This is a genomic window from Paractinoplanes rishiriensis (assembly GCF_016862375.1).
GTDB lineage: Bacteria > Actinomycetota > Actinomycetes > Mycobacteriales > Micromonosporaceae > Actinoplanes > Actinoplanes rishiriensis.
In genome coordinates this window covers 56,516-82,244 of record NZ_BOMV01000005.1, presented here as the reverse complement: position 1 = coordinate 82,244, position 25,729 = coordinate 56,516, and the positions used below count along the sequence as shown (strand labels likewise).

The 25,729-nt window shown below is 71.3% G+C and carries 24 protein-coding genes; 11 read left to right on the top strand and 13 right to left on the bottom strand.

All coding sequences use genetic code 11. From position 1 onward, the window contains the following. Positions 1-2 precede the first annotated feature (2 nt). From Ari01nite_RS02390 to Ari01nite_RS02380, 3 genes are all read right to left on the bottom strand, one after another. Positions 3-1,514: a Re/Si-specific NAD(P)(+) transhydrogenase subunit alpha gene (locus Ari01nite_RS02390; RefSeq protein ID WP_203778863.1), complete on the bottom strand. Its 1,512-nt coding sequence runs from the start codon at positions 1,512-1,514 to the stop codon at positions 3-5. A gap of 88 nt (positions 1,515-1,602) precedes the next feature. Beyond that, positions 1,603-2,079 carry a hypothetical protein gene (locus Ari01nite_RS02385; protein ID WP_203778862.1) on the bottom strand — a complete coding sequence of 159 codons (477 nt, stop codon included), beginning with the start codon at positions 2,077-2,079 and terminating at the stop codon, positions 1,603-1,605. Positions 2,080-2,197: 118 nt separating this feature from the next. After that, a complete protein-coding gene (locus Ari01nite_RS02380) occupies positions 2,198-3,376 on the bottom strand; it encodes a hypothetical protein (RefSeq protein WP_203778861.1) in 1,179 nt (392 codons plus the stop codon). 191 nt (positions 3,377-3,567) lie between these two features. Between Ari01nite_RS02380 and Ari01nite_RS02375 the strand changes: the two genes are divergently transcribed. Beyond that, positions 3,568-6,384, top strand: a complete 2,817-nt coding sequence (locus tag Ari01nite_RS02375; RefSeq protein ID WP_203778860.1) for a helix-turn-helix transcriptional regulator — start codon at positions 3,568-3,570, stop codon at positions 6,382-6,384. A gap of 16 nt (positions 6,385-6,400) precedes the next feature. Here the strand turns inward: Ari01nite_RS02375 and Ari01nite_RS02370 are convergent, their stop codons facing one another. Continuing rightward, on the bottom strand, positions 6,401-6,934 hold the full coding sequence (locus tag Ari01nite_RS02370) for a hypothetical protein (protein WP_203778859.1): 534 nt from the start codon (positions 6,932-6,934) through the stop codon (positions 6,401-6,403). A gap of 9 nt (positions 6,935-6,943) precedes the next feature. Continuing rightward, on the bottom strand, positions 6,944-9,070 hold the full coding sequence (locus Ari01nite_RS02365) for a glycoside hydrolase domain-containing protein (RefSeq protein ID WP_203778858.1): 2,127 nt from the start codon (positions 9,068-9,070) through the stop codon (positions 6,944-6,946). Between the two features lie 67 nt (positions 9,071-9,137). On the opposite strand from Ari01nite_RS02365, the gene Ari01nite_RS02360 reads away from it, so the two are divergent. Continuing rightward, positions 9,138-9,797, top strand: a complete 660-nt coding sequence (locus tag Ari01nite_RS02360) for a SanA/YdcF family protein (protein ID WP_239162421.1) — start codon at positions 9,138-9,140, stop codon at positions 9,795-9,797. Here Ari01nite_RS02360 and Ari01nite_RS02355 read toward each other — a convergent pair. After that, positions 9,783-10,580, bottom strand: a complete 798-nt coding sequence (locus Ari01nite_RS02355) for an NADPH-dependent oxidoreductase (RefSeq protein ID WP_203778856.1) — start codon at positions 10,578-10,580, stop codon at positions 9,783-9,785. The two genes, Ari01nite_RS02360 and Ari01nite_RS02355, sit on opposite strands and share 15 nt — an antisense overlap. Positions 10,581-10,652: 72 nt before the next feature. Here Ari01nite_RS02355 and Ari01nite_RS02350 point away from each other — a divergent pair, with 72 nt between their 5' ends. Next, a complete protein-coding gene (locus Ari01nite_RS02350) occupies positions 10,653-11,702 on the top strand; it encodes an LLM class flavin-dependent oxidoreductase (RefSeq protein WP_203778855.1) in 1,050 nt (349 codons plus the stop codon). Here Ari01nite_RS02350 and Ari01nite_RS02345 read toward each other — a convergent pair. Further along, positions 11,691-12,611: a TauD/TfdA dioxygenase family protein gene (locus tag Ari01nite_RS02345; RefSeq protein WP_203778854.1), complete on the bottom strand. Its 921-nt coding sequence runs from the start codon at positions 12,609-12,611 to the stop codon at positions 11,691-11,693. The two genes, Ari01nite_RS02350 and Ari01nite_RS02345, sit on opposite strands and share 12 nt — an antisense overlap. Positions 12,612-12,831: 220 nt before the next feature. On the opposite strand from Ari01nite_RS02345, the gene Ari01nite_RS02340 reads away from it, so the two are divergent. From Ari01nite_RS02340 to Ari01nite_RS02325, 4 genes are read left to right on the top strand one after another with little or no spacing between them, the layout of a single operon-like run. Next, the gene (locus tag Ari01nite_RS02340) at positions 12,832-13,701 is read left to right on the top strand and encodes a Sco1979 family transcriptional regulator (protein WP_498371173.1); all 870 of its coding nucleotides are present in this window, start codon (positions 12,832-12,834) and stop codon (positions 13,699-13,701) included. A gap of 28 nt (positions 13,702-13,729) precedes the next feature. Further along, positions 13,730-14,488: an arylamine N-acetyltransferase family protein gene (locus Ari01nite_RS02335; protein ID WP_203778852.1), complete on the top strand. Its 759-nt coding sequence runs from the start codon at positions 13,730-13,732 to the stop codon at positions 14,486-14,488. A 43-nt stretch (positions 14,489-14,531) separates the two neighbouring features. Beyond that, on the top strand, positions 14,532-15,824 hold the full coding sequence (locus Ari01nite_RS02330; RefSeq protein ID WP_203778851.1) for a methyl-accepting chemotaxis protein: 1,293 nt from the start codon (positions 14,532-14,534) through the stop codon (positions 15,822-15,824). Between the two features lie 31 nt (positions 15,825-15,855). Beyond that, positions 15,856-16,512 carry an alpha/beta fold hydrolase gene (locus Ari01nite_RS02325; protein WP_203778850.1) on the top strand — a complete coding sequence of 219 codons (657 nt, stop codon included), beginning with the start codon at positions 15,856-15,858 and terminating at the stop codon, positions 16,510-16,512. A gap of 19 nt (positions 16,513-16,531) precedes the next feature. Here the strand turns inward: Ari01nite_RS02325 and Ari01nite_RS02320 are convergent, their stop codons facing one another. The 3 genes from Ari01nite_RS02320 to Ari01nite_RS02310 form a co-directional block, all read right to left on the bottom strand. Beyond that, positions 16,532-16,720 (bottom strand): ArsR/SmtB family transcription factor, encoded by a 189-nt coding sequence (locus Ari01nite_RS02320; protein WP_203778849.1) that lies wholly within the window; start codon positions 16,718-16,720, stop codon positions 16,532-16,534. Further along, on the bottom strand, positions 16,660-17,493 hold the full coding sequence (locus tag Ari01nite_RS02315; RefSeq protein WP_203778848.1) for a DUF5937 family protein: 834 nt from the start codon (positions 17,491-17,493) through the stop codon (positions 16,660-16,662). The genes Ari01nite_RS02320 and Ari01nite_RS02315 overlap by 61 nt, the downstream gene beginning before the upstream one ends. A 68-nt stretch (positions 17,494-17,561) precedes the next feature. Further along, entirely contained in the window at positions 17,562-19,208 is a 1,647-nt protein-coding gene (locus Ari01nite_RS02310; protein WP_203778847.1) for a CocE/NonD family hydrolase, read from the bottom strand. A gap of 72 nt (positions 19,209-19,280) precedes the next feature. Here Ari01nite_RS02310 and Ari01nite_RS02305 point away from each other — a divergent pair, with 72 nt between their 5' ends. After that, a complete protein-coding gene (locus Ari01nite_RS02305; RefSeq protein WP_203778846.1) occupies positions 19,281-19,625 on the top strand; it encodes a hypothetical protein in 345 nt (114 codons plus the stop codon). Further along, a complete protein-coding gene (locus Ari01nite_RS02300; RefSeq protein WP_203778845.1) occupies positions 19,622-20,551 on the top strand; it encodes a WXG100 family type VII secretion target in 930 nt (309 codons plus the stop codon). The genes Ari01nite_RS02305 and Ari01nite_RS02300 overlap by 4 nt, the downstream gene beginning before the upstream one ends. Before the next feature lie 266 nt (positions 20,552-20,817). Here the strand turns inward: Ari01nite_RS02300 and Ari01nite_RS02295 are convergent, their stop codons facing one another. Genes Ari01nite_RS02295 through Ari01nite_RS02285 form a run of 3 tightly spaced genes read right to left on the bottom strand, consistent with a single transcriptional unit; the run spans position 20,818 to position 22,496 of the window. Further along, positions 20,818-21,549: a hypothetical protein gene (locus Ari01nite_RS02295; RefSeq protein ID WP_203778844.1), complete on the bottom strand. Its 732-nt coding sequence runs from the start codon at positions 21,547-21,549 to the stop codon at positions 20,818-20,820. Beyond that, complete coding sequence (locus tag Ari01nite_RS02290) at positions 21,533-22,048, bottom strand: SigE family RNA polymerase sigma factor (protein WP_203778843.1); 516 nt, start codon at positions 22,046-22,048, stop codon at positions 21,533-21,535. The genes Ari01nite_RS02295 and Ari01nite_RS02290 overlap by 17 nt, the downstream gene beginning before the upstream one ends. A 19-nt stretch (positions 22,049-22,067) precedes the next feature. After that, positions 22,068-22,496, bottom strand: coding sequence for a cellulose-binding domain-containing protein (locus Ari01nite_RS02285; RefSeq protein ID WP_203778842.1), 429 nt, complete (start codon positions 22,494-22,496; stop codon positions 22,068-22,070). Positions 22,497-22,749: 253 nt separating this feature from the next. Between Ari01nite_RS02285 and thrS the strand changes: the two genes are divergently transcribed. Together thrS and Ari01nite_RS02275 are read left to right on the top strand one after the other, a co-directional pair. Further along, complete coding sequence (gene thrS / locus Ari01nite_RS02280) at positions 22,750-24,729, top strand: threonine--tRNA ligase (protein ID WP_203778841.1); 1,980 nt, start codon at positions 22,750-22,752, stop codon at positions 24,727-24,729. Between the two features lie 2 nt (positions 24,730-24,731). Then, positions 24,732-25,721, top strand: coding sequence for a magnesium transporter CorA family protein (locus Ari01nite_RS02275; RefSeq protein WP_203778840.1), 990 nt, complete (start codon positions 24,732-24,734; stop codon positions 25,719-25,721). Positions 25,722-25,729 lie beyond the last annotated feature (8 nt).

Below are 25,729 nucleotides of genomic sequence, written 5' to 3'. Positions count from 1 at the left end.
GGTCAGCTCCTGGAGAACATGGCGAGCATGCGGCGCGTCACCGCGAAGCCACCGAAGACGTTGATGCTGGCCAGCAGGATCGCGACGAAGGACAGCGCGGTCACCACGCTGCCGTGCCCGAGCTGGAGCAGGGCACCGACCACGATGATTCCGGAGATCGCGTTGGTCACCGACATGAGCGGTGTGTGCAGCGCGTGGTGCACGTGCCCGATCACGTAGTAGCCGATGACGATGGCCAGCGCGAACACGGTGAGATGACCGCGCAGGGCGGCCGGTGCCAGCGCGGCGAGCAGGAACAGGGCGGCCGCGCCGAGGCCGATGACCGGGAGCTTCGACTGTTTCACGGCCGGCGCCGGGGGAGGGGCCGGCGCCGGGGCGGCGGCAACGGGCGCCGCCGACACCGAGACCGGCGGCGGGGGCCAGGTCAGCTCGCCGTCGCGGACCACGGTCATCGACCGCTGGACCACGTCGTCGAAGTCGAGCACCAGCCGGCCGTCCCGGTCCGGTGTCATCAGCTTCATGAGGTTGACCAGGTTGGTGCCGTACAGCTGGGAGGCCTGCGCGGGGAGCCGGCCGGCCAGGTCGGTGTACCCGATGATGGTGACGCCGTTCGGGGTGTCGACCACGGCGCCCGCCACGGTGCCCTCGACGTTGCCGCCGTTAGCCGCCGCCATGTCGACGATCACGCTGCCCGGCTTCATGCTCGCCACCATCCGCTTGGTGATCAGCACCGGGGCCGGCCGGCCGGGGATCAGCGCGGTGGTGATGATGATGTCGACGTCGGTGGCCTGCTCGGCGTACAACTGGGCGGCCCGCTCGTTGTAGTCCTCGGACATCTGTTTCGCATATCCGGTGGACGAGACCTCGACGTCGGCCGCCTCGACCGACAGGTATTCGCCGCCCAGCGACCGGACCTGGTCGGCCACCTCGGGCCGGGGGTCGGTGGCCCGCACGATTGCGCCGAGGCTGCCGGCCGCGCCGATCGCCGCGAGACCCGCCACGCCGGCGCCGGCCACCAGCACCTTGGCCGGCGGGACCTTGCCGGCCGCGGTGACCTGGCCGGTGAAGAACCGGCCGAACGCGTGCGCCGCCTCGACCACCGCGCGGTAGCCGGCGATGTTGGCCATCGACGACAGCACGTCCAGCGACTGGGCCCGCGAGATGCGCGGCACCGCGTCCATCGACATCGCGGTGATCGGCCGGCGGCCGAGGTCGGCGACCAGGCCGGGGTCGAGCCGGGGGTTCAGCATGCCGACCAGGACGCAGCCGGCCGGCAGCTTGTCGAGCTGCTCGGCCGGCGGCGGGTTGATCGCGAACACGATGTCGGCCGTGAACGGGTCGCCGAGGGTGGCACCGGCGTCGGCGTAGGCCTCGTCGGAAAACGCGGAGCCGGTGCCGGCGCCGGGCTCCACCAGCACGTCGTAACCCAGCTTGATCAGTTGCATGACGGTCGCGGGCGTGGCCGCGACCCGTCGCTCGCCCGGGTGGGGGTCCCTGAGTACACCGATGATCACTAGCGGCTCCCCGGTAGATGTTGACCATGACAACGTGTGGCGGGGGCTGTCAGTTCAACACATCGACCGATTTGTTACTCGTGAGTATCTAGCGTACCCGGCGTCTCCGGTGCAGGTCGACCGCGACGCCGCCGGCGGCGAGCGCGGCCACCACGCCGGTCAGCACCACGCCGCGCCAGCCCCAGGCCACCATGGCGACCGACAGCAGCCCCCAGGCGACGCCGCCGACCGACAGCATGGTGATCAGGACCGGTCGGGGCCAGGGGAGCCCCTCGTGGGTCAGTGACGGGTAGTCGGCGGTGAGCCGCTCGACGATCTGCTCGAACTCCTGCCGGGTGCCTTCCGCAGCCATCCGATCACCCTCCTCTTCGAACCGGGTGAAACCGTTTGGCGGAGAAGCGTACGTCGGCAACCTGTCAATCGCGGTGCACGGCTCCTGTGAACCGGCGTAAAAGCTCGCGTCGCGCAGGCTCAGCACCGCCGCGAGCACGCCGACGCCGCCGATCGCCAACCCGCCCGCGACCAGCCAGCCATGCCCGGTGACCAGCAATCCAGCCGCTGTCATGGCGGCCTTCACCCACTCTCGCCCGTCTGTCCTTTGACGGTAGTTCCCGGGCGCCAGTGGGTGCCGCCGCGTAGCCGACAGCCGGGGCGGCAAAGTTGCCCGGCCGCCCGCGATGAGTTCATCGAGGGCGCGCGAGCGGGATGGGGACTGACCGGTCGAACTCCGCTACCACGTGGGGCGCAAACGCATCTCGACGAACGTGTGTGAGGCTGGGTAGTAGTAACGCATGCGGTTCCCGGGCCCGCTCGTCGGCCAGCCGGCCTGAATATTTCCGTTCGAAGACCCGCAGCCTCGCCGCGTATCCGAGTTCGTCCCAGAGCAGGTCGAACCGGGGCTGCAGGATGGTCTGGAGGAACCCCGGACAGTAATTGTCCGCGTCGTCGATCCGGTAGACGGTGACCCAGCGCAGCCAGCCGAGCTCCGCGGATTCCGGGACCGTCGTCACCTGATACTCACGGCCGCCGAAGGAACGCGTACGGTCCGGCCGACTCGTGGCGGTGTCCCGATAGTCCCGTACGCTGCGCCGGCTCCCGGCGATCGTTCGCGTCAGTTTCGTGCTCGACTCCACGAGCACGTACTCAAGCGTCCGCGAGGTGAGGACGTGGAGGCTGAGCCGGTAGTCGCCGTCCATGACCGACTTGTGGCTGAAGACAGTCATACCGTCGTCGTAGCGGTCCCGATAGATCGGCGCCCGGGCCCGCAGCCGCTCGGCGGAGGCGGGGGTGATCCCGGGCAGCTGGGCAATCTGGTCGACCAGGGCCGGCAGCGCGTCCGGGCTGTCCACGAAGATCAGAACGTCCAGGTCCGAGTCCGCTCGCACGTTGTAGAACGGGGCGTGGCTGACCGATCCGCAGAGGCCGCCCGAGCTGCCGGTGCCCGACAGCAGCAGGCGCAACCGATGCAGGTCACGCAGGCGCCGGGCCGTCTCCACCATGGCTTCGAAGGCGGCGGGCAGGCTGCCGGAACCCCAGCCGTCGGCGTACAGCGACCGGAACACCTCCTGATCCAGCGTCTCGTGCCCGGCGGCCTCGGCGAACACCGAGAACCCGTGCTCGATGAACTCCTCCTCCCGCCCGGCATAGCTGGTCGCCAGGTTGGACAGGCAGGCAGCCAGGCTGTCCCGCAGGTCGATCGGAACCGGCAGGCCGGCGGCATGAATCTCCCGGCACTGCACGAAGAGGGCCCGCACGCCGGACCAGTCCGCAACGGCGTAGGCGGCCGCGAGCAGGTCACATACGGGGATACGTTTCAGGCTCGGCTCGTCCCCCGCGAAGATCGCTATCTCGGTGACCTGCACGAGAAGCCACCTCCGTGTCGCGCCGTAGGGTGTCGAGGGCCTTTTAAGGCGATGGCGCTCGATATGCTGCTTCTGCCGAGCCGGAACGAGAAAGATACCTAGGTATCGGGGAGTTGCTCAGCCCTGGTTTCCGGTTGACTGGGAGGATAGCGTGAAACTACCTAGGTAGGATACGAGAGGCGAGAGGAATCATGGCCAGCGAGGGGGATGACGGACCGCTCGTCGGGCGCACCGGCACGCTTGCCGAAGTCCAGGCCGACCTGCGTGACGTCGGCCCCGGCGGCACCGCAGCAGTGTTCGTCACCGGCGAGAGCGGTGTCGGTAAGACCCGGCTGTTGCGGGAGATCGCCGACAAGATGCGCGGGTCGGGCTTCGCTGTGCTGTCCGGAACCTGCCTCGACATCGGTGACGCGTCCCCGATGCACCCGGTCCTCCAGGCCTTGCGGCGGTCCGACCGCCGGCCGCAGCCGTTCGACACCGGCGCCGGCGATGCGGGCGCCATTCTCGAACGGGTCTCCCTCGAGCTGCAGAACTTCGCCGGCGAGCAGCGTCTGCTGTTGATCCTCGACGATCTGCAGTGGGCCGACCGCAGCACCCGCCAGCTGCTCCTCTACCTGCTCGCCGGCCTCGGCGATGTCCCCCTCTCGGTGCTGGCCGCGGTGCGCACCGAGGCGCTGCACGGCGCCCACCCGCTGCGCCGGGTACTGGCCGAGTTACGCCGGCTGCGCTCGGTCAAGGTGGTCGACCTGGCCCCCCTCGACCGTGAGCAGACGCTCGCGCTGGTCAACGCGATCGCCGGCGGTGGCATCGAGGCGGCGGACGCCGAGCGGGTCTACCAGCGCTCCGGCGGTAATCCGTTCGTGGTCGAGGAGCTGGCCCGGGACCTGCGCGAGGGCCGGGTTGAGCTGTCCGACACGCTGCGCGAGATCTTTCTCGCCCGGGTGGACGAGTTGCCGCCGAACGCGTACACGGTGGTGCGCGCGATCGCGGCCGGTGTCGAACCGATCGGGCACGCCTCGCTGGGCCGGGTAGCCGGTCTGCCCGAGGACCATCTGATTGAGGCCGTACGGACGGCCGTGGCGCACCGGTTCGTGACCAGCGGTCCCGATGGTTACCGGCTGCGGCACCGCTTGGTCGCCGAGGTCCTGGCGGCAGAGGTGCTGCCGGCCGAGGCCACGGCCCTCCATCTCCGCTACGCACAGGCGCTGGAGGCGGCCGAATCTGTCGACCATGCCCGTCTGGTGCATCACTGGCAGAACGCCGGTGACCCGGGACGGGCGCTTCCCTCGGCGCTGGCGGCCGCACACGCCGCCGAGCAGATGTACGGCTTCACCGAGGCGAACCGCTACTGGTCCCTGGCCCTCGACCTGACCTCCGGGGACTCGCCCGAGCGCACCGAGCTGCTGACCCACGCCGCCGAGGCGGCGCACCTGTGCGGCGAGCACCAGCGCGCCCTGGCCCGCCTGGCCGAGCTGGCCGGCCGCCCGGACGCACCCGGCCGCTGCGAGCTGCACCTGCGCCGGGCGCGCTACCTCGCGGCCGCCGGCCGCTCAGTCACCGCCGAGGCGGAGTACGAGCTGGCCCTGGACGCCCCCGACAGCACCCCGCGGCAGCGCGCGTCCGCCGCGGCCCACCTCGCCGAGCTGCTCCTTCACCTCGGCCGATACGGTGACGCGTTCGAGCGGGCGTCCGCCGCGCTCGACCTGGCCACCGAGAACGGCACCACCGCCGACCTGGTCCGGGCCAGCGCCGCCCTCGGCTTCAGCTCTGCGTTCCGGGAAGACCCGGCCGGCGGCCTTGCCGTCCTTCGCCAGGCCGTGGAAATTGCCGAGGGTTCCGGCCACCCCGTCGACCTCGGCGTCGCCTACCTGCACCTCGCCGAGCTGCTGGCCGGGCCGCTCAACAACGTCGAGGAGGGAGTGCTGGTCGCCCGCCGCGGCGCGGAACGGCTGGCCTCACTCGGCGCCGGCCGCACCTACCAGACCCGCCTGCTCGCGATCGCCGCCAACGGCCTGTTCCGGGTCGGGCAGTGGGCCGAGGCCGACGCCGTGCTCGAGGCCGCCATGCAGCACCGGCCGTCCGGCGCCGACGCGGTCGAGCTGCTGCTGGCCCGCTGCCGGCTCTGGGTCGGCTTCGGCGACGTCGACGCCGCGCACCGTGACCTGGACGCGGTGGCCACCCTGCTGGCCGGCGGCGGCGCCCGGCATGTGCTGCCGATGCTCACCCTGCGTGCCGGTCTTGCCATGTTGCAGGGACGCCACGACGCGGCCCGCGCCGCCGTGCAGCACGGACTGACCGAGACCCGCTCCGACGACCTGGTGCTGCTCGGCGTGCTGGCCTGGCACGGCCTGCGGGCCGAGGCCGAGGCGCACGCCAGGGGGGTCGCCGTCGATCCGGGCGCGGTGCGCCGGTTACGGACGGTGGTGGACCGGGTCGCCGACGGCTCAGGCAGCGTGGCGCCGCCGGTTCGCGCGGTGGTGGACGGCTATCTGGACCTCTGCGCGGGCGAGCTGGGCCGGATCGAAGACCGGCCGGATGCGGGCCGGTGGGCGCGGGCGGCGGCTACCTGGGACCACCGTCATCAGCCCTATCCGGCTGCGTATTGCCGGCTGCGCCAGGCCGAGGCGCTGCTGCACGGCCGGAGCCGCCGGGCGGTGGCGACCACGGCGTTGCGCGAGGCGTACCGGACGGCGGATGCGATGGGTGCCCGCCCGTTCGCCGCCGAGATCGTGGCGACCGCTCAGCGGTTCCGGCTCGTGCTCGACGACGACATACCCACCGAGCCGCCCGCCCCCGAGCCGAGCGACAAACTGGACGTTCTCACCCAACGCGAGCGGGAAGTCCTCGCCGCGGTGGCGGAAGGACTGACCAACCGCGAGATCGGCGAGCGGCTGTTCATCTCGGAGCGCACGGTCGGCGTCCACGTGGGCCACATCTTCGACAAACTTCAGGTGCGCAGCAGGGCCGCGGCCTCCCGCGTCATCATGGGAAAGCACCGGGTCGCTTAGCGCTCACGACGCCGCGTCACCCATCGGCATACCGACGGATCCGCCGGCGCCGGGCCCGGTGCCGGCTGGTGTCCAGGCGGTCGGCCACCCGGGTCAGCGTGGCGCCCGCCGTGACGACGTGGAAGTGCGACATCTTGACCGGGGACAGGTCGCCGCCCCAGACCACGACACCCTCGCAGTCGCGCAGGATGTCCCGCACCACGGCCTCCTGGTGCGGCCACAGCCGCTCGCTGCCGCCCAGCGGGTACGCCCGCGGGTAGAGCGCGACGGCCGTGCCGGACCGGTGGTTGGTCTCGAAGCCGGCGGCCGTCGTGCGGTCGGTGGTGTACCCGGTGACGCCGCCCTCGCCGGTGTCCAGCGGGGCGATCTCGTAGTGCCAGCGGCGGCACACGTGCAGCAGGACCGCGGCGGCCGGCCCGCGGCGCAGGAGCACCGTGGCGGCCGAGCCGGCGATCCGGAACTCCTCGATCGCGTCCGGGGCGGTTTTTGCTGAACTGCCGGGCACCAGGCCGATCAGGGCGGCGCCCAGCAGACTCCTCCGGGTGACCATGACCATCTCCTAACCGCTGACCAGGCTGGAAACGCCGGGGTCGCCGCCGTCGCGCCACACGTCGTGGTCGAGGCCCCACCCGGGCTGGAAGTCGAACTCGCGGATCTGGTTGAACGACCAGTTCTCCGGCAGCGGGAAGCCGAGGTTGCCGGAGAAGCCCCAGGACATGCCGGAGACCAGTGACCAGCGGGCGCCCACCTCGCGGCTGACCCGGGTGCACACGTTGCGCGAGCCGTAGACGCCGTACCCGTACCGGTTGCCGGTTGCGGCCAGGCCGTCCGCCACGCCCCGGAAGTACGGCTTGATGTCGCTGTCGATGTCGGCGTCCAGCGCGTCGTAGTCGACCGCGAAGTAGACGCAGGTGCCCGGCGGCAGGCCGTGCTCCACCGACTTCTCGTGGGCCCTCAGCGCCTGGGTGTAGCCCTTGTCGTAGGTGAAGTTCGCCAGCGCGGTGCCGTTCCACTGGAACAGCGGCAGCAGGCGCAGCCCGGCGTTCAGGATGGTCCGCGGCTCGCCCGGCTTGAGGGCCTTGCCGAGATAGGACGGGTCGCCGGGCGCGATGTGCTCGTCCAGGTAACGCCCGACGATCCGGTAGCCGGCCGCGTACAGCGCCTGCCCGCGGGCCGGGGTGATCTCGGTGATGCAGTCGCAGCCGGTGGCCGGCCGTCCGGTGTCGCCGCACGACACCAGCAACTGCGCCCAGGTGGTGTAGTCGTTGGTGCCGGTCTGCGGTATCTGCGAGAAATGCTGGAACGCGCGCACCCAGGCGGTGTGTGCGGCGGTTTCAACGTCGGTGTCCAGGTCGCCCGCCTGATAGGCGGGCTGCTGGGTGAGCGAGTTGAAATAGCACGCGGCCCGGAACAGGTACCGAAGGTCGCCGCTGAGCGGCTGGGAACCCCGGCCGCGCAGCCCGGCCTGGGTGCCCGGGCCGAAGTTGCCGTTGATGGTGCCGAGGTCGATCCCGATCTCGTGCTGGATGCTCATCAGGAAGCCCTGCTGCACGTCCCGCGAGTAGTAGCCGTCGCACGGCACCAGGCTCATCGCCGGGATGCCGACCTGCGCCACGTACCGCTGGTTGAGCCGCTGCTGCACCCGCCGGATCGTCGGGTCGCCGCCCGGCACCAGCTTGAACTGGTCCATCCGCAGCAGCGCCTTGCAGATGTGCGGCCACATCCGGGTGCGCAGCGCGTCGTCGGTGTAGGCGAAGCCGGCGTCGCCGAACAGCCGCTCCAGCGAGTTCTGTGACTCGAGGGTCCAGTCGTCCAGGTCCGGGTCGTTCCAGTAGCCCTTGCACCAGAGCGCGCTGTTGTAGATCCGGATCAGGTTGCTGTTGGACTCCTGGGCGGGCAGCCGGTTGCGGTTCTTCACCGCCGTGAAGGTCGCGCTGCCGAAGCTCTGCACCACCGGCGAGATACCGAGTTCGTGCTGGAGTGCCTGGGTCAGCGAATGGACCGTGGACCAGCCGGTGCGGCCGTGCTCGGGGCAGCGGACGTAGCCGGGTACGTCCTGGTAGGTCTCGTTGACCCAGCGCTGGGCCGCGTAGACGTAGATGTCGCCGACGCCGGTCCAGGGAAAGTTCGGGTCGATGGTCGAGCCCGGTTTGGCGTACATGTGCAGGTTGCCCGGGCAGGCGGTCTCGGGGTACTCGAAGGAATGGGGATAGATCGCCGGCCCGGTGCCCCTGGTCTCCCGCAGGTGCTGGATGAGCGCTCGGAATGTCCGCAGCAGGGTTTCGCCGGCGACGTGGTCGGCTCGCATGAGGGCGCAGATCGAGAAGAAGTTCGCGTTGCGCAGCCATCCCTCCGGGGTCACGCCGCGCTGGTTTGCCTCGCCCCGTTCATAGCCCCGGCCCTCGTAGATGTTGCCGTGCCGGCAGATCAGGAAGTTGTATCCGATGTCGCCGTTGAACTTGTCGTCGAACGTGTGCTCGGTGTAAACGAGGGCGATGTCCCGCTGGCAGGCCTCCTCGTCGGGGTAGTCCGAACCCGGGATGCCCCCGCCGCGGTAGTGGATGAAGACGCCGGCCCGCGGATCCCAGTCCGGGTTGTCGCTGACCTCCGGCGGCGCCTCGGCGTGCGCCCGGTTGGTGATCACATACCGGCCCCAGGTCGCGCGTGGATGAATGGTGATGGCCATGGGCCAGACCCTCGGTGCCGTCCGCCGGGACGGCAATACTTTTCAGCGCCACCTAAAGTGTCGGTGCGTGATCACGAAACGCCGCGGGTGGTGGGTTGTGCTGGGTGCGCTCGTCCTGCTCTTTTTGGCGAGTACGCCGTGGGCGTGGACGGAGTTGGCGGCGCGGGGTCACGAGTTCACCGAGTCCGGCGCCCCCGCGGCCGACGTGGTGATCGTGCTGGGCACCGAGGTCCGGCCGGACGGCACCCCGGGCGACCGGCTGACCGGACGCCTGGAGACCGCGGCGGCCCTGGTGCAGGCCGGCAAGGCCCGGGTGGTCCTGCTCTCCGGCGACGGCGGTGGCGCGTCCGGCGACGAACCGGCCGCCATGGCCCGCCACCTCACCGGCCTCGGCGTCGACCCGCGGCGCATCGTGGCCGACCCGCACGGCCTGGACACGTACGACTCCTGCCGGCGGGCCCGCGACGTCTACGGCCTCGACCGCGCCCTGGTGGTGACCCAGGCCTATCACCTGTCCCGGGCCGTGACGCTGTGCCGCGCGATCGGCCTGGACGCGTCCGGGGTGCCGGCCCGCTGCCCGGGCTGCCCGGCCACGCTGCTCGCCGAGAAGTCCGCCCGCGACTACCTGGCCAGCGGTAAAGCGGCCTGGGACGCGCTGCGCGGCCGCCCGCCCGCGGTGGAGTCGCCACCGAGCGGCGAGGTGCGCGACGCGCTAGCGGGAGGGTAGGCCCAGCCGTTCCAGGGTCTGCCGCAACGTGTGCCGGCCGGCCATCGACTCGGGGCCGCGCAGCCGGGCCAGCACCCGGTCGCTCCAGTTGCCGGGCAGCCCGTACCGGGTGTTGTAGGTGGAGAGCCGCTCGTCGTAGGCGGCGATGTGGGTGTCCGCGGCGGCCGCGTCGAACCGCTCCCGGTGCAGCACGGCCGCCTGCGGCAGGCGGGGCTTGACGCCGGCCGGCTCGGTCGCGTCGGGTGTGCCCACGGCCAGGCCGAACGCCGCCACGGTGTGCGGCGGCAGGCCCAGTTCGGCGGCCACCGCCTCGGGGTGGTTGCGGATCGCGCCGACGAACACCGAGCCGAGCCCCAGCGACTCGGCGGCCAGCACGGTGTTCTGGGCGGCCAGCGCGGTGTCGACGAAGCCGATGATGGTGGTCTCCAGGTAGTCGGCGGCGACCACCTCGGTGCCCGAGCGGCGGGCGAGCCGCCGGGCCCGGCTCAGGTCGGCGACCCAGATCAGGAACAGCGGCGCCTGGCTGATGAACGCCTGCCGGCCGGCCAACTCGGCGAGCCGGTCCTTGCGGTCCGGGTCGCGCACCGCCACCACGCTCCACGGCTGGAGGTTGGACGAGGTGGGCGCCGACTGGGCGGCCGCGACCAGGGCGGCCAGTTCCTCCTCGGTGACCGGGCGGTCGCCGAACCGGCGCACCGAGCGGCGGGCCAGTTGCAGGGCCAGCACCTCGGAGGCGACCGTCAGGGACGCGGCCGGATCGCCGTAGCGGGCAACAACGGACATCGAGGAGCCTCCCGTGGTGTGGTATTCCTATAAAAGCTATCTGCTTTATAGGTCTAGGGGAAGGCGGCACCGATGAGCGGCACGTTTCTCTGGTACATCCCGAACCAGGCCCTGCCGGGACACCGCGGCGACGATGCCGTGGCGGGCCACAACAGCCTGGAGACGCTGACCCGGCACGCCCGGCTGCTCGAGGAACACGGCTGGGGCGGTGCGCTGCTCGGCACCGGGTGGGGACGGCCCGACACGTTCACGGTGGCCACCGCTCTGGCAGCCCGCACCACGACCTTTCAGCCGCTGATCGCGATCCGGCCGGGATACTGGCGGCCGGCCAACTTCGCCTCGGCGGCGGCCACCCTGAGCCACCTCACCGGCGGCCGGGTGCTGATCAACATCGTGTCCGGTAAGGACAACCTGGCGGCGTACGGGGACAGCGAGGGTGACCAGGCGCACCGCTATGCCCGGACCCGCGAGTTCCTGCAACTCGTGCGCCGGCTCTGGACCGCCGAGAACGTCACCTTCCGGGGCGAGCACTTCGGCGTCACCGGCTCGACCCTGGCGCTGCGCCCGGACACCCCGCCCCGGCTCTACTTCGGCGGCGCGTCCGAGGCCGCCGAGCGGGTCGCCGCCACCGAGGCCGACGTGCAGCTCTTCTGGGGCGAACCGCTGGACGGCGTCCGGGAGCGGATCGAGCGGCTCAAGCGGCTCAGCGCCGAACTCGGCCGCGAGCACGCGCCGCTCGAGTTCGGCCTGCGGATCACCACGCTGATCCGGGACACCACCGAGGAGGCCTGGCGGGACGCCGAGGCCAAGGTGGCCGAGATGGCGGCGGGCCGCGGCACCGCGCACCGCGACCCGCTGCGGGTGGCCGCCGTAGGCCAGCAGCGGCTGCTCGACCTGGCCGCCCGGGGTGAGGTGCTGGACGACAACCTCTACACCACCCCGGGCAAGGTCGGCGGCGGCGGTGCGGCCACCACCTGGCTGGTCGGCTCGGCCGAGGACGTGGCCAAGTCGCTGCGCAGGTACCAGAACCTGGGCATCACGCACTTCGTCCTCTCCGACACCCCGTACCTGCGCGAGATCGAACGGCAGGGCCGCCAGTTGCTCCCGCTGCTACGCGACTGACGCCGGGGTGTAATGGCCGGCGTCGTCGCCCTCGATCACCCGGCTCGTCCGGCCGTCCAGGCCGGCCGGGACGTCGCCGGCCACGGTCACCCGGAACAGCCGCCGCGGCTGGGTGCCGTAGTCGTCGGGCGCGTAGTGCTGGGTGATCCGGTTGTCGAAGATGACCAGGTCGCCTACGTTCCACTGGACCCGGAGCACGTTCTCGGGGCGGGTCACGTACGCCTGGAGCAGGCGCAGGATGTCGCGCGACTCGGTGCCGGACAGCCCCAGGACGCGCTGCGCGAACCCGCCGATGAACAGGCCGCGCTCGCCGCTCTCGGGGTGCACCCGGACCACCGGGTGCGCGCTCTGGTAGCGCCGGGACACGAAGACCTTGTGGTAGTCGTGCGCCGCCTCGTTCTCGAACTGCGGCTGCACATAGTCGTAGTCGTTGGTGTGCACCGCGAACGCGTGGTCGGCCAGCGCCCGCAGCGGTTCCGGCAGGTCCTGGTACGCGGTGGCCGAGTTGGCGATCAGCGTGTTGCCCCCGTGCGCCGGAATCGTCACCGCCCGCAGCGTGGTGAGCTTGGGCGGGGTCTGCACGAACGTGACGTCGGTGTGCCAGGTGTTGGCCCGGACCCCCTCCTCGGCGTCGACCGGCAGGATGTGTGGCTGCCCGGCGGCCGACGGGACGGTCGGGTGCGCGGTGGTCAGCGGCCCGAACCGGCCGGCGAACCGCAGGTGCTGCTCGTCGTCGAGGTGCTGGCCGCGGAACACCAGGGCCTTGTGCCGCAGCAGCGCGTCGTTGATCTCGCCGAACGTGGCGTCGTCGAGCCCGGCGCGCAGGTCGACACCGTGGATCTCGGCGCCGATGCGACCGCCGAGGCGACGGACTTCGATGGCGGTGGCGATGGCGGTGGTGATGGACATGGGGGTCCCTCCCGGTGCAGGCGTAGGTGCCCCGATCACATACCTGCAACTCCCATATGTCAAGTATGGATTGGGCGTAGCCTGAGCCTGCCGTAGGATGGTCAACAAGCCGACCGTATGATCCTTGATCGCAGCTGATGTGCCCGGGCGGTGGCGCGGGTATGCTATCGGCCGGCGGTGATCCACTGTGGATGCAGTGCGCCGTCCAGGGACGGACGAGGTGACCGAAGGACGATATAGCGGCGGCTCGACGGTGCGCCGCATGCAACTGGGTGCACACCTGCGGGCGTTGCGCCTGGCCAAAGGCCTCACGCGAGAGGAGGCCGGCCACCCTATCCGTGCGTCCGAATCCAAGATCAGCCGGATGGAACTCGGGCGGGTCGGGTTCAAGGAACGCGACATCACCGACCTTTTGCTCCTGTACGGCGTCGACGACCCGGCCGAGCACCAGCGCGTCCTGGCGCTGACCCGGGAGGCCAACCGGCCCAGCTGGTGGCACGCGTACGGCGACGTGCTGGACAACTGGTTCCACAACTACCTCGACCTGGAGCAGGCCGCCGAGCTGATCCGGACATACGAGATCCAGTTCGTGCCCGGCCTGCTGCAGACCGACGCCTATGCCCGCGCGGTGATCCGGCTGGGCCACGACGCGGCCAGCCGGGACGAGATCGACAAGCGGGCCGAGCTGCGGATGACCCGCAAGCAGCTGATCATGCGGCCGGACGGTCCACGGCTGTGGGCCGTGGTCGACGAGGCCGTGCTGCGCCGCCCGATCGGCGGGCGCGAGGTGTTCCGCGAGCAGCTCGAGGCCCTGCTGGACAGCTGCCGGCTGCCCAACGTGCGGATCCAGGTGATGCCGTTCGACTCGGGCGGGCACTCGGCGTCCGGCGGCGCGTTCAGCATCCTGCGGTTCCCGTACGAAGAACTGTCCGACGTCGTCTACATCGAGCACCTCACCAACGGCCTCTACCTTGACAAGGAGGAGGACGTCGACAAGTACACCGCGGCCATCGGCCGGCTGTTCATCGACGCCGAGCCGCTGAGCCGCACCCCCGAGATCCTGCGCGGCATCCTCAACGACCTGAAGTGACCCGGACGGACGGTTCATGCTGACTGACATGGATCTCGACGCTTATCTGGACCGGATCGGGGTGAATCGCCCCGCGGTGGCCGATTCCGCGAGCCTGCGGGAAATGCACCGGGCGCACCAGGAGCGGGTGCCCTTCGAAAATCTGAGCATTCACCTGGGCGAACGGATCTCACTGGGGACAGACGATTTGTTCGACAAGATCGTGCGGCGGCGGCGCGGTGGCTTCTGCTACGAGCTCAACGGCGCCTTCGCCCTCCTGCTGGAGGGACTCGGCTACCCGGTGACCCGGGCCGGTGCCCGGGTGTACGGCGACGAGCAGCGGCTCGGGCCGCCGTTCGACCACCTGGCGCTGCTGGTGACGACCGCGGACGGGGACGGGCCGTGGCTGGCCGACGTCGGGTTCGGCCGGCACAGCACGTATCCGCTGCGCTTCGGCGCGGCCGGCGAGCAGGACGATCCGGGCGGCACCTATACCTTTGCCGCCGCCGCGGACGGGGATGTGGAGGTGCTCAAGGACGGGGCGCCGCAGTACCGGATCGAGACGCGCGCACGTACCCTCTCGGATTTTGCACCCACCTGCTGGTGGCAGCAGACCTCGCCGGACTCGCACTTCACCCGGACCACCATCTGCTCCCGGCTGGACGGCGACGGCCGCATCTCGATCGGCGGCCGCACGCTGATCCGCAGCGGGGCCGGCGGCCGGACCGAGACGGCACTGGACGACGACGCGGCGGTGCTGGCCGCGTACCGGGAGCATTTCGGGATCAACCTGGACAGCCTTCCGTGACGGAAATCGTCAAACCGGGCCCTGGACGTCCGATGATCAGGGCATGGCTGAGCGACAGTGGCGTCTTCCCCGCGGTGCGCAACTGACCCCGGAGTCCTGGCGGGCCCGGCATCAGATCCTGCAGGGGCTGCTGTGGCTGCATGTGCCCGCGTTGCTGCTGCTCGGCCTGGTCGGGCCGCACCCGGCATGGGAGGGTGCGCTGCTCGCCTCGGTGATCGCGGTGTTCGCCGCGGTCGGCCGCACCGCCGGGAGCACCGGCGTGCGGGCGGGCTTCACCAGCCTGGGCCTGATCGGCACCTCGTTCGCGGCCATCGAGCTGTCCGGCGGCGATATGTCGGCGCATCTGCACCTGTTCGCGATCCTCGTCTTCGTCGCGCTCTATCAGCAGTGGAAGCCGCTGCTCTGGACCGTCGCAGTGGTGGTCGTGCACCACGGGGTGCTGGGCCTGATCGAGCCGGAACGGGTCTTCGGGCACGTGCACGGCATCGGCCCGGCCGCGGTCATGGTGGCCGTGCACGCCGGGTGCGTGGTGCTGGAGGTGGCCGGCATCCTCTTCCTCTGGCACTTCGCCGAGCAGGCCGAGCGCGAGATGGAGGCGATGCAGGCCGAGGCCGACCGCAACCGGCAGGAACGGCTCACGGCCGAGCGCGAGGCACAGGGGCGCGAGGCCGACTCGGTCCGCGAGCGCGCCGAGCGCAGCCAGTCCCGGTCCGAGCGGCTGGCCGCGGACGCCGCCACGATCGCGACCGGTGCCCGCGAGGCGATCGCCGCGGTCGCCGCGGTCGACGCCGAACTGGCCAACCTGTCCGCCGCGGTGCAGAACATCGCCGCGCGGTCGGCGCATGCCGCGACCGTGGCCGCCACCGGCGAGCGGGTGGCCGGCGAGGCCACCGAGCGGATGTCCGGCCTGGAGAAGTCGGTCACCGAGATCGCCGAGGTCAACGCGCTGATCGCCCAGCTCGCCGGGCAGACCAACCTGCTCTCGCTGAACGCCACCATCGAGGCGGCCCGGGCCGGCGAGCAGGGCAAGGGCTTCGCGGTGGTGGCCAGCGAGGTCAAGCAGCTCTCCACCGAGACGTCGAACTCGGTCGGCAAGGTGAACACCGTGATCGGCGCGATCGTCGAGCAGACCGGCGCCGCGGCGGCCGGGTTCGTCTCGACCGCCACCACGGTGTCCGAGATCAGTCAGGTGCAGGTCGACATCGCCGCCTCGGTCGAGGAGCAGGCCGCGGTGCTCTCCGAGGTCACCCGCCAGCTCTCCACGGCGTCCCGGGCGGCGCAGGAGATCCTCGACGGTCTCGACCGGCTCACCGCACACGCGGGCGACGACCGCTAGGAGTGCCGCCGGGGCGACGTACGCTGGGCCGATGATCTGGCCGGACCCGCAACCGCCGCGCCGCACCACGCACCTGACCGGCCGACCGCGCAACCTGCTCGTGTTCGACCGCTGGGGCGAGTTCGGCCGTCCCGTCGTGCTGCTGCACGGCCTGCTGCTGGACCGCACCATGTGGTGGCCGGTGGCCGCCGAGCTGGGTGGCGCCCCGTGCACCGTGGTGGCGCCCGACCTGCCCGGGCACGGCCAGAGCCCGCCCCGCGAGGACTACGGCCTGGAGCGGATCGCCGCCGACCTGGCCGGGCTGGTCGACAGCCTCGGCCTGCACCGGGCGCCGATCGTGGTGGGGCACGCCGCGTCGGCCCGGCTGGCCGTGGCCTTCGCGGACGCGTACGCGACCCAGCACGTGCTCACCCTCGACGAGCCGCCGGCCGGGGCCACCGCGGTCGGCGACCTGGTCCGGCCGGCCGGGCTGGACGCGGTGCCGGCGATGTTCCGCCCGTACGCCGAGCCCCGGCACGACCCGGAACTGCTGCGCGCGTACGAGATCTGGCTGGCGCAACCACCCACCCGCCGCAACCAGCCCGCGATGGCCGGACGCGCGCCGATGGCGCCGGCCGGACCCACCGGGCCGCTGGCCCCGCTCACCGATCCGGAGGGCTTCGCGGCAGGGCTGCGCGACCTGCTGTGACCCGGCCCCCTGGCCGGTCTCACCCGCCGGCCAGCAGCGCCGAACCGAGCGGGGTCATCGTGTGCAGCACCGCCTTGCCGACCCGGCTGGTGTGGATCAGCCGGGCCTCACGCAGCACCGCGGTGTGCTGACTGATCGAGGCGGCGCTCACCCCGAGCCGCCGGGCCAGTTCGGTCGTGGTGCGGCCGTCGCCGATCGACTCCAGCACCGAGGTGCGGTGCGCCCGATGAGCGCCTCCATCGAGCCGCCGGGGCAGGCGCGCGGGCCCAGCGACAGGTCGTGCTCGAGCGGATAGACCAGCACCGGGGGCAGGGCCGGGTCGTGCAGCATGTCGGGGGTGTCCCAGGACAGGTAGGACGGCACCAGCAGCAGCCCGCGGCCGTCGAGGTGGATCGTCTGCTCGAACACCACGTCCACCTCGAGGACCGGCGGCGACCACCGCATCATCGGCCGGAAGCTGTCCAGCAGGCCCTCGGCGCCACGGTCCAGCATGATCCGGGAGCGCCGGGCCCGGTCGGCCTCGATGTGCGCGCGGGCCTGCGGCCAGAACGGCTCCACCACGGCCTCGTAGTGCGAGCGGATCGCCGCGGTGAGCCGGACCAGGGTCTCGGTGTCACCGTCGGCGAGGCCGCGCAGCCAGGACGGCATCGGTTCGCCGAGCCGGGCCAGTTCGGTCAGCTCGGCGCGCAGCCGGGCCGCCGGCGTGGACATCAGCGCCTCGAGCGCGTGCGACAGGCCCTGGCTGGCCTCGGCCGGGGTCAGGAAATCCGGGTAGTAGCGCGGCTGGACGAGCGGCAGCAGCATGTCGAGATCGGACCGCCGGCTGGCCCGCAGCGCGTGCTCCCGCCACCGTCCGAAGATCAGTCGCGGTCCCGGGCGGCGCAGCCGGAACACGCTCAACACCGTCTCCCACATCGGATCCGGCTCGCCCGCCATGCGTACCCGGCCAAGATCTTGTGGTGTGAAATGAATGCGCAACACGTCGGCCCCCGTCGACGTCCCCAGTGATGACGATCATTTTAGGAGAGCGTCGCGTAGCTCGGTGTCCCTCAGCCGGTCGCCGCCGGCAGCAGCACCCGGGATTCGCCGACGTCGATGGTGTGCCGGCAGGTCGCGAGCGTGCGGCCGGTGCCCGGATTGTCGTCGGTGCCGAGGTTGCGGGCGTACTGCGGATGCGAGCCGCCGGCGATCAGCACCCGGATCCGGGAGCCGGCCGCGAACCGGTGCGCGACCGGCAGCAGGGTGAGACGCACCAGTTGGCCGGGCTCCAGTTGGCCGGGCTCCAGTTGGCCGGGCTCCAGTTGGCCGGGTGTCAGCCGCCGGTAGCCCTCGGTGACGTTGCGCGATCTCCCGCGAGGGTTCACCTCGCTGATCCGCACGAACAGGTCGGCATGCGGATTGTCGCTGCGGTGCCGCAACTCCACGACCGGCGAGCCGTGGATCTCCAGGGCCGCCGCGAGCGGTTCGCCGGTGATCGCCAGCACGTCGGGCCGGCCGGCGAGCGCGCCGTCGTTCACATAGCCGCCGCCGTCCAGCAGCGGGCCGCCGAGCGTCGGGGTGGGATCGGCCGGGTCGAAGGTGAACGACGCCGCCGGAGCGCCGGGCTCCGCCAGAGGCAGGGCGAGCTCGGTGGTGGGTGGCGGCCAGGCGGCCAGCTCACGCCATTCGCGGGCTCCGGTCACATGCACGCGTACGGGGAGAGCCCGCGCCCGTGGTGCTCGGCCGGCCAAATGCGCGCCGAGCCAATCCAGACTCTCGTTGACGAGCCGACCGGCGGCCTTGCCGATCGTCTCCACATGGGTCCACGGACCCACGGTGAGCGCCACGTCCACGCCGCGCTCGTGCAGGCGCCGGTACTGCTCGATGCTCTGCCCCACGAACAGGTCCTGCCAGCCGGTGAGGAGGAGAATCGGGATGTTCGCCCGCTCCAGCGCGGCCGGGTGCCGCATCGGTTGCCAGTACGGGTCGTCCAGGTCGGGCCGGGTGACCCGCTCGCGGAACCAGGGCGCGCGCCCTGCATACCAGCGCTCGCCCGCGTCGGCCAGCGGCAACTCGGTGAAAACCCGCTGCATCGCCCGGCGGCGTGCCGGTGCGCGCCGGGCCTGGGCCAGCTGCCCGCGGACCGGCCCCGGGTGCTGGTCCGACCGCGGCTGGTTGATGATCATGTCGGTCCAGCCGACCAGGTCGAGGTTGAACGCGCCGGTGCCCCACGAGTGCCGGGCGAAGTCGTGCGGCCCCACGGTGATCACGGCGGCGGCCAGCTCGGGCGGAGGATCCTCGAGCAGGGCCCACTGGGTGTAGCCCAGATATGACGGCCCGACCGTGGCGAACCGGCCGGTGAACCAGGGCTGCGCGGTCAGCCACGCCACCACGTCGACGCCGTCCTGCCGCTCGGTGCGCATCGGGTCGAAGTCGCCCCCGGACGCCGAGGTGCCCCGGCTGCTGACGAACACCACGTGGTAGCCCGCGGCGGCGTACGGCCGCGCGTACAGCAGACCGAACGGAAAACCGCGACCGTACGGCCCGCGCACCAGGACGGTGCCCAGCGCTGCGCCGGCCGGTGCGTAGTGGTCGGCGGACAGCGTGACCCCGTCCCGCATCGGGATGCACAGGCCGCGCTCCACCCGGAACGCGCCGGCCGGCCCGGGCAGCCGCAGCACGCGGGCCAGCAGCCGGTCGCGGATCAGGGGACGCATCGGCACACCTTAACCGGCTTGGCGGGTAGCGGTACCGTCACGCTAGGCATCGACGACCGTTGAGGAGACCCGGTGGCCGAGATCACGAGCATTGACGTGCCGGAGGTGTTCCGGATGAGCGACGCGGTCCTGGACGCGGCGGGCCGGCTCGACCGTCTGTCGGCCCGGGTCGAGGCCCGGCGCTACGCCGAGAAACACGTCCTGCCCGGCTCGGTCACCTGCGACCCCGGCACGGTCGAGGCCGCCGCGAGCTGGCAGGTCACGCTGGCCCGGCTGGCCGAGGAGGTCCGCGCGTTCGGCACCGAGCTGCGCACGGCCGCCACCGCATACCGGGAGGCCGACGAGTTCGCGGCCCGCCAGGTGCGCGCGTCCGGGCACCCGGCCTTCGGCCCCGGCGGCGGTGCGGGCCCGCGATGACCATCACCATGCGCGGCCTGCTGGAGGCGGACCTGGCCGGCCTGCGCGCGGTGGCCGACCGCTGGGAACACCTGGTCCGCGACATCGACGGCACGGTGGCCGACCTGACGGCCGGCACCAAGGACCTGCCGCACCACTGGACCGGCCCCGCCGGGCAGGCCGCCCACGAGCGCTCGATCCGGCTCCAGGTGCAGGTCGGCAACGCCAACGTGCACTGCGACTCGATCCGCTACGCGATCAGCCGCCTGGCCGACCAACTTGAGGAATACCAGCGCCGGCTGAACAGCGTCCTGAACCAGGCCATCACGGTCGGCCTGCACGTCGACGAGGAACGCGGTCGCGTCCACATTCCGTACGACGCCGTTCCCGCAGCCTCGGTGTCCGGCGGCATCGAACTGGCCGCAGGTCCCACGGTCAACTCGTACCAACTCCAGATCGAGGAGATCCTCTCCCTGGCCAACGTGGCCGACCGCGATGCGGCGGCCGTGTTGGCCAAGCACCAGATGGGCGAGACCGAACTCCCGGAAACCGAACTGGAACCGATCCACGAGGACATCGTGCTGGCCACCCTGTTCTACAGCCCCGACTCGAGGGCCCAGTGGTGGTACGCCCAGCACCAGCTCAACCGCGACCGCCTGACAGCCGAGTACCCCGAGGTGATCGGCAGCGGCGAGGGCCTGCCCACCGGCGCCCGAGACGCGGCCAACCGCCTGCTGCTGTCCCGCACCCGCAACGAACTGCTGGCCCGCCAGGCCGCAACCCCGGACGAAGCCGCCGGCCAGGCCGCCGTCAACGCCGACCGCACCCTGTCCGATATAGCCGACATCGAACGCCGGTTGGCCGAGGACCCCGACGCCCGCCTGCTGAACCACTACCCACCCACCATCGGAAAGCCCGACCCGCGCTGGGACAACTACCCAGACTGACGGCGGCATTGAGCGAAGTCGACCTCAATGTTCCGCCGGCCGCACTCCCATGTAGTGGAAGCAGCAGGAGCGTATAAGTCGTAAATATCGGGCGAGCGTGAAGTGGAGGAAGGGCGCTGTGGAGCCGGGCGGGCGTTGGCGGGGCGCTGGTGGCAGCCGGGCGGGAATTGGCGGGGCGCGATGTGGTGGCAGCCAGGCGGTTGGCGCAGCGCGAGGTGGTGGCAGCTGCGGCGTGGTGCGGATCGCGCTGAGGGTGGGGTGGGCGGCTAGCTGGTGAAGCGGCCCTTGGTGTGGGCCGGAGCGGCGGTTGCCGTGGTGGTGGCGTCGTAGGTGTCGGCGGAGACTGAGCGGTTGCCGGCCTCGTGGTTGTACTGGGCCGCGAACGTGTAGCTGCCCGGAGCCAGCGTCGCGCCCGGGTTGAGGGTGAAGCGGTACACGAGTTCCTTGGCCGTGGTGGTCACGCCGGTGGTGATCATCTCTTTGGGGATGGTGGACCAGTGGCCGGTGTCCGCGACGCCCGGTGTGCGGGCTACCCGGAGGGTCACGTCCAGGGCGGTGATCTGCTCGGTGGTGGCCAGGGTCAGGTCGTTCTGGGACCAGCTGGGGATCGAGTGGGAGTTGCGGACGGCGGTGGCGGTCAGGTAGCCGTCGCGGGCCCCGGGTGGCACTGAGCGCGAGGGTGGCGGGGAAGCCGGCGCGGTGCTCGGCGGGCCGGCCGCCTGGAGGCCCGGCTCGGGGGCGCGGTCAGCCAGGTTGATCCCGGTCACCCCGGCGACCAGGACCCCGGCCACGGCGGCCGCGGCGGCTGCCGGTCGTGCTACGGCCATGACCCGGCGCGCCCCCGGGCCGACCGGCTGGAAAAGCCAGGACATCACCCCGCGCCGGGGGGTTCCGCGGCGGCGGTTGATGCGGGCCAGCATGGCCTCGCGGTCGGGCTGGTGCCGTTCGGCCTCATCCTGCAGCAGGCTGCGCAGAGCGTGGTCATCCTGCGGTCGCACGGGCACCTCCTACCGACAGGTCCTTCAGGTATGTACTCAACTGGGCGGCGCCGCGCGAGGTCTGGCTCTTCACGGCGCCCACCGAGATGCCGAGGATCTCGGCCACCTCGCGTTCCGGCACGTCGAACGCGTACCGCAGCACCACGCACTCGCGCCGGCGCTGGGGCAGCAGCCGCAGCGCCGCCCGCACGTCCAGCACCGCGTTGGTGTCCGGCTCGCCGGCCGGGCGCCGCAGCAGGCCCAGGCCGCGCAGGCCGAGGCGTTCCCTCGTCTGTTTCTTGATCCACTGACGGGCCAGGTTGGCCACGATGCCCCGGGCGTAGGCGAGCGGGCTGTCCGCCGCGGTCACCCGGTGCCAGTGCCGCCAGACCTCGACGAAGGCGTCCGCGGCCAGGTCGTCGGCCACGCCGGTCTCGCCGGTCAGCAGGTAGGCGAGCCGCGCCAGATCGGAGTGGCTCTCCTCGAAGAAGCGCTGGAAGGCGCGTTCGGTCTCGCTCACGCCGTCCTTCCCCGTCCCGTTATCCGCTCGAAAGATACACAGCACACGCTGCTTCGTTCAGCCGGAAACCGGCCGGCGACGGATCGCCGGCCTTCGACGTTCCGCTGAAGCCCACCGTGACCGACTCGCCCGCGGTGATCCGGGCGTTCCAGCCCATGTCGGTGACCGTCACCGCACGGCCGGACTGCGCCCAGCGGCCGTGCCAGCCGCCGGCCAGCCGCTGTCCCGCGCCGAGGTCGAAGCCGAGCGTCCATCCGGTCACCGCCGTAGTCCCGGTGTTCCTGATCGTGACGTTCCCGGTGAAGCCGTCGCTCCACCGGTTGCCCACCGCGTACGTGACCGTGCAGGCCGGCACCTCCGCGGCGTCCGCCCGCACGATGCCGGCCAGCGCGGTAGCCGCGCCCACGACTGTCACCGCGACGGGGATGATCAGGCGTTTCTTGTTCATGGTCTGCTCTCGGGTACGGGACGGACGGCGCGATGGTTCGAGGTTGGGGCCGCCCGACCGGCCGGTCCGTGGGAAAGCCGGCCGGCCGGGCGGAGTCTGCGGAGGGATTCCCTCGACCGTGGGTGTGTTGCCAACCGTTCAGTGATCACCGGAGCCGGAAAGGTTGCTCGCTCTTCGGAGAATTTTTCCGCCCGATAGCATCGTCAGCGGCCCGGAACGCCGGGCGTTCGATTTCTGCCGAAGGAGAAGGACCGTGTCCGCCGATACTCTCGTCGTCCCGGCCGGGACCACGGCGGCCGACGCGGTAGCCGCCGCCGGCCTGCCCACCTCGGGTCCCAAGGCGGTCGTGGTGGTGCGCGACGCCGCCGGCCGGCTGCGCGACCTGGACTGGCGACCCGAGCTGGACACCGAGGCGACCCCGGTCGCCGTCGACGAGCCGGACGGGCTGAACGTGCTGCGCCACTCCACCGCGCACGTGCTGGCGCAGGCCGTACAGGACGTGTTCCCCGAGGCCAAGCTGGGCATCGGACCGCCCATCGAGAACGGCTTCTACTACGACTTCGACGTGCCCAAGCCGTTCCAGCCGGACGACCTGGCCAAGCTCGAAAAGCGGATGCAGGAGATCGTCAAGTCCGGCCAGACTTTCCGCCGCCGCGAGTACACCTCGCTGGACGAGGCCAAGGTCGAGCTGGCGTCGGAGCCGTACAAGCTCGAGCTGGTCGACATCAAGGGCGACGTCGACGATGCCGAGGTGATGGAGGTGGGCGGCGGCGAGCTGACCCACTACGACAACCTCGACCGGGAGGGCAAGCGGGTCTGGGGCGACCTGTGCCGCGGACCGCACCTGCCGTCGACCCGGTTCATCCCGGCGTTCAAGCTGATGCGGTCGGCCGCCGCCTACTGGCGCGGCAGCGAAAAGAACCCCCAGCTGCAGCGCATCTACGGGACGGCCTGGCCGTCGCGCGACGAGCTCAAGGCGTACCTCCATCGGTTGGCCGAGGCCGAGCGCCGCGACCACCGCAAGCTGGGCACCGAGCTCGACCTGTTCTCCTTCCCGGACGAGATCGGCTCGGGTCTCGCGGTCTTCCACCCGAAGGGTGGGGTGCTCAAGCGCGAGATGGAGGACTACGTCCGGGCGCGGCACATCGAGGAGGGATTCCAGTACGTCGGGACGCCGCACATCACCAAGGAGGGGCTGTTCCACACCTCCGGGCACCTGCCGTACTACAAGGACACGATGTTCCCCCCGATGCACATGGAGGGGAGCGACTACTACCTCAAGGCCATGAACTGCCCGATGCACAACTTGATCTTCAAGTCGCGCGGACGGTCGTACCGTGAGCTGCCGCTGCGGCTGTTCGAGTTCGGCTCGGTCTACCGCTACGAGAAGTCCGGCGTGGTGCACGGCCTGACCCGGGTGCGGGGCCTGACCCAGGACGACTCGCACTCGTACGTGACCGCCGAGCAGGCCCCGGGCGAGATCAAGCACCTGCTGGACTTCGTGCTGTCGCTGCTGCGCGACTTCGGCCTCGACGACTACTACCTGGAGTTGTCCACCAGAGATCCCAAGAGCGACAAGTTCATCGGTACGGATGAGCAGTGGGCGGTGGCCACCAAGGTGCTCGAGGACGTGGCCCGCGAGTCCGGCCTCGACCTGGTGCTCGACCCGGGCGGCGCGGCGTTCTACGGCCCGAAGATCTCGGTGCAGGCCAAGGACGCGATCGGCCGCACCTGGCAGATGTCGACGATCCAGTACGACTTCAACCAGCCGGCCCGGTTCGGCCTCGAGTACCAGGCCGCCGACGGCACCCGCCAGGAGCCGGTGATGATCCACTCGGCGAAGTTCGGCTCGCTCGAGCGGTTCTTCGGCGTGCTGGTCGAGCACTACGCGGGCGCGTTCCCGGCCTGGCTGGCGCCGGTCCAGGTGGTGGGCATCCCGATCCGCGACGACCACGCTTCCCATTTGGACGAGTTTGTCGGGAGATTGCGCCGCGAGGGCATCCGGGCCGAGGTGGACTATTCGGACGACCGGATGCAGAAGAAGATCCGGACCGCTCAGCAGCAGAAGATCCCGTTCATGGCGATCGCCGGCGACGACGACGTGAGCGCGGGCACGGTCTCGTTCCGCTACCGGGACGGCTCGCAGCGCAACGGCGTCCCGCTCGACGAGGCGGTCGCGCACGTGGCCGAGGTGGTGCGCTCCCGGATCAACACGGGTCCGTCGGCCGCCTGACCATGGCTGCGCCGGCCTGCCCCACCCACACCCGCCTCTACGAGAACGGGACGGTCGTCGCCGAGGACTTCGGCGCCGACCGGGTGGGGCAGATGCTGGCCGAGCACCCCGAGGCGGTGCTCTGGCTCGACCTGTACGACCCGGACCTGGACGACCTGGCCGCGGTGGCCGAGGAGTTCCGCCTGCACCCGCTCGCCCTGGAGGACGCCGTCCAGGACCACGAGCGGCCCAAGCTCGACCGCTATCCCGATCACCTCTTCCTCAACGTGTACGCCGTGGACGTCTCCACGCATCCGTTCGGCAAGGCCGAGATCAGCGCGTTCGTCACCGACCGGGCCCTGATCACGGTGCGCAAGTCGGCCACCGACACCGCCCACTTCGTGGAGCGCTGGGACGCGGACGCCGCCCTGGCCGGCCAGGGCGACGGGGTGGCGTTCCTGCTGTACGGGTTGCTGGACGCGGTCGTGGACGGGCATGTGGCCGCGGCGCAGAAGATCGACGTGGCGATGGACGGCGTCGAGGACGCCCTGCTCGAGGAGGGCGGCGCACCCCGCCCGATGCGGATGCGCGGCATCCAGCTGCGCAAGACCACGGCCGCGCTGCGCCGGGCGGTGGCGCCGATGCCCGAGGTGGTGGCCGCGGCCATGCGCAAGGATCTCGGCCTGGTCAACGAGCACCTGGCGCCGTACTACCGGGACGTCGAGGACCACGCCCAGCACGCGTTCGACCAGGTCGAACACCTGCAGGACCGGATCGAGGGCCTGCTGCAGGCCGACCTCGCCGAGCAGAGCAACGTCCTCAACGACATCACCCGCAAGCTGGCCGCCTGGGCCGCGATCATCGCGGTGCCCACGCTGCTCACCGGCTATTTCGGCCAAAACGTGCCCTATCCCGGCTTCAATCATTGGTCCGGGTACGTGCAGAGCGTTCTGCTGATTGTCGTGACGGCCGGCGGTCTGTATCTCTACATGAAGCACCGCCGCTGGCTCTGAGGAGGATC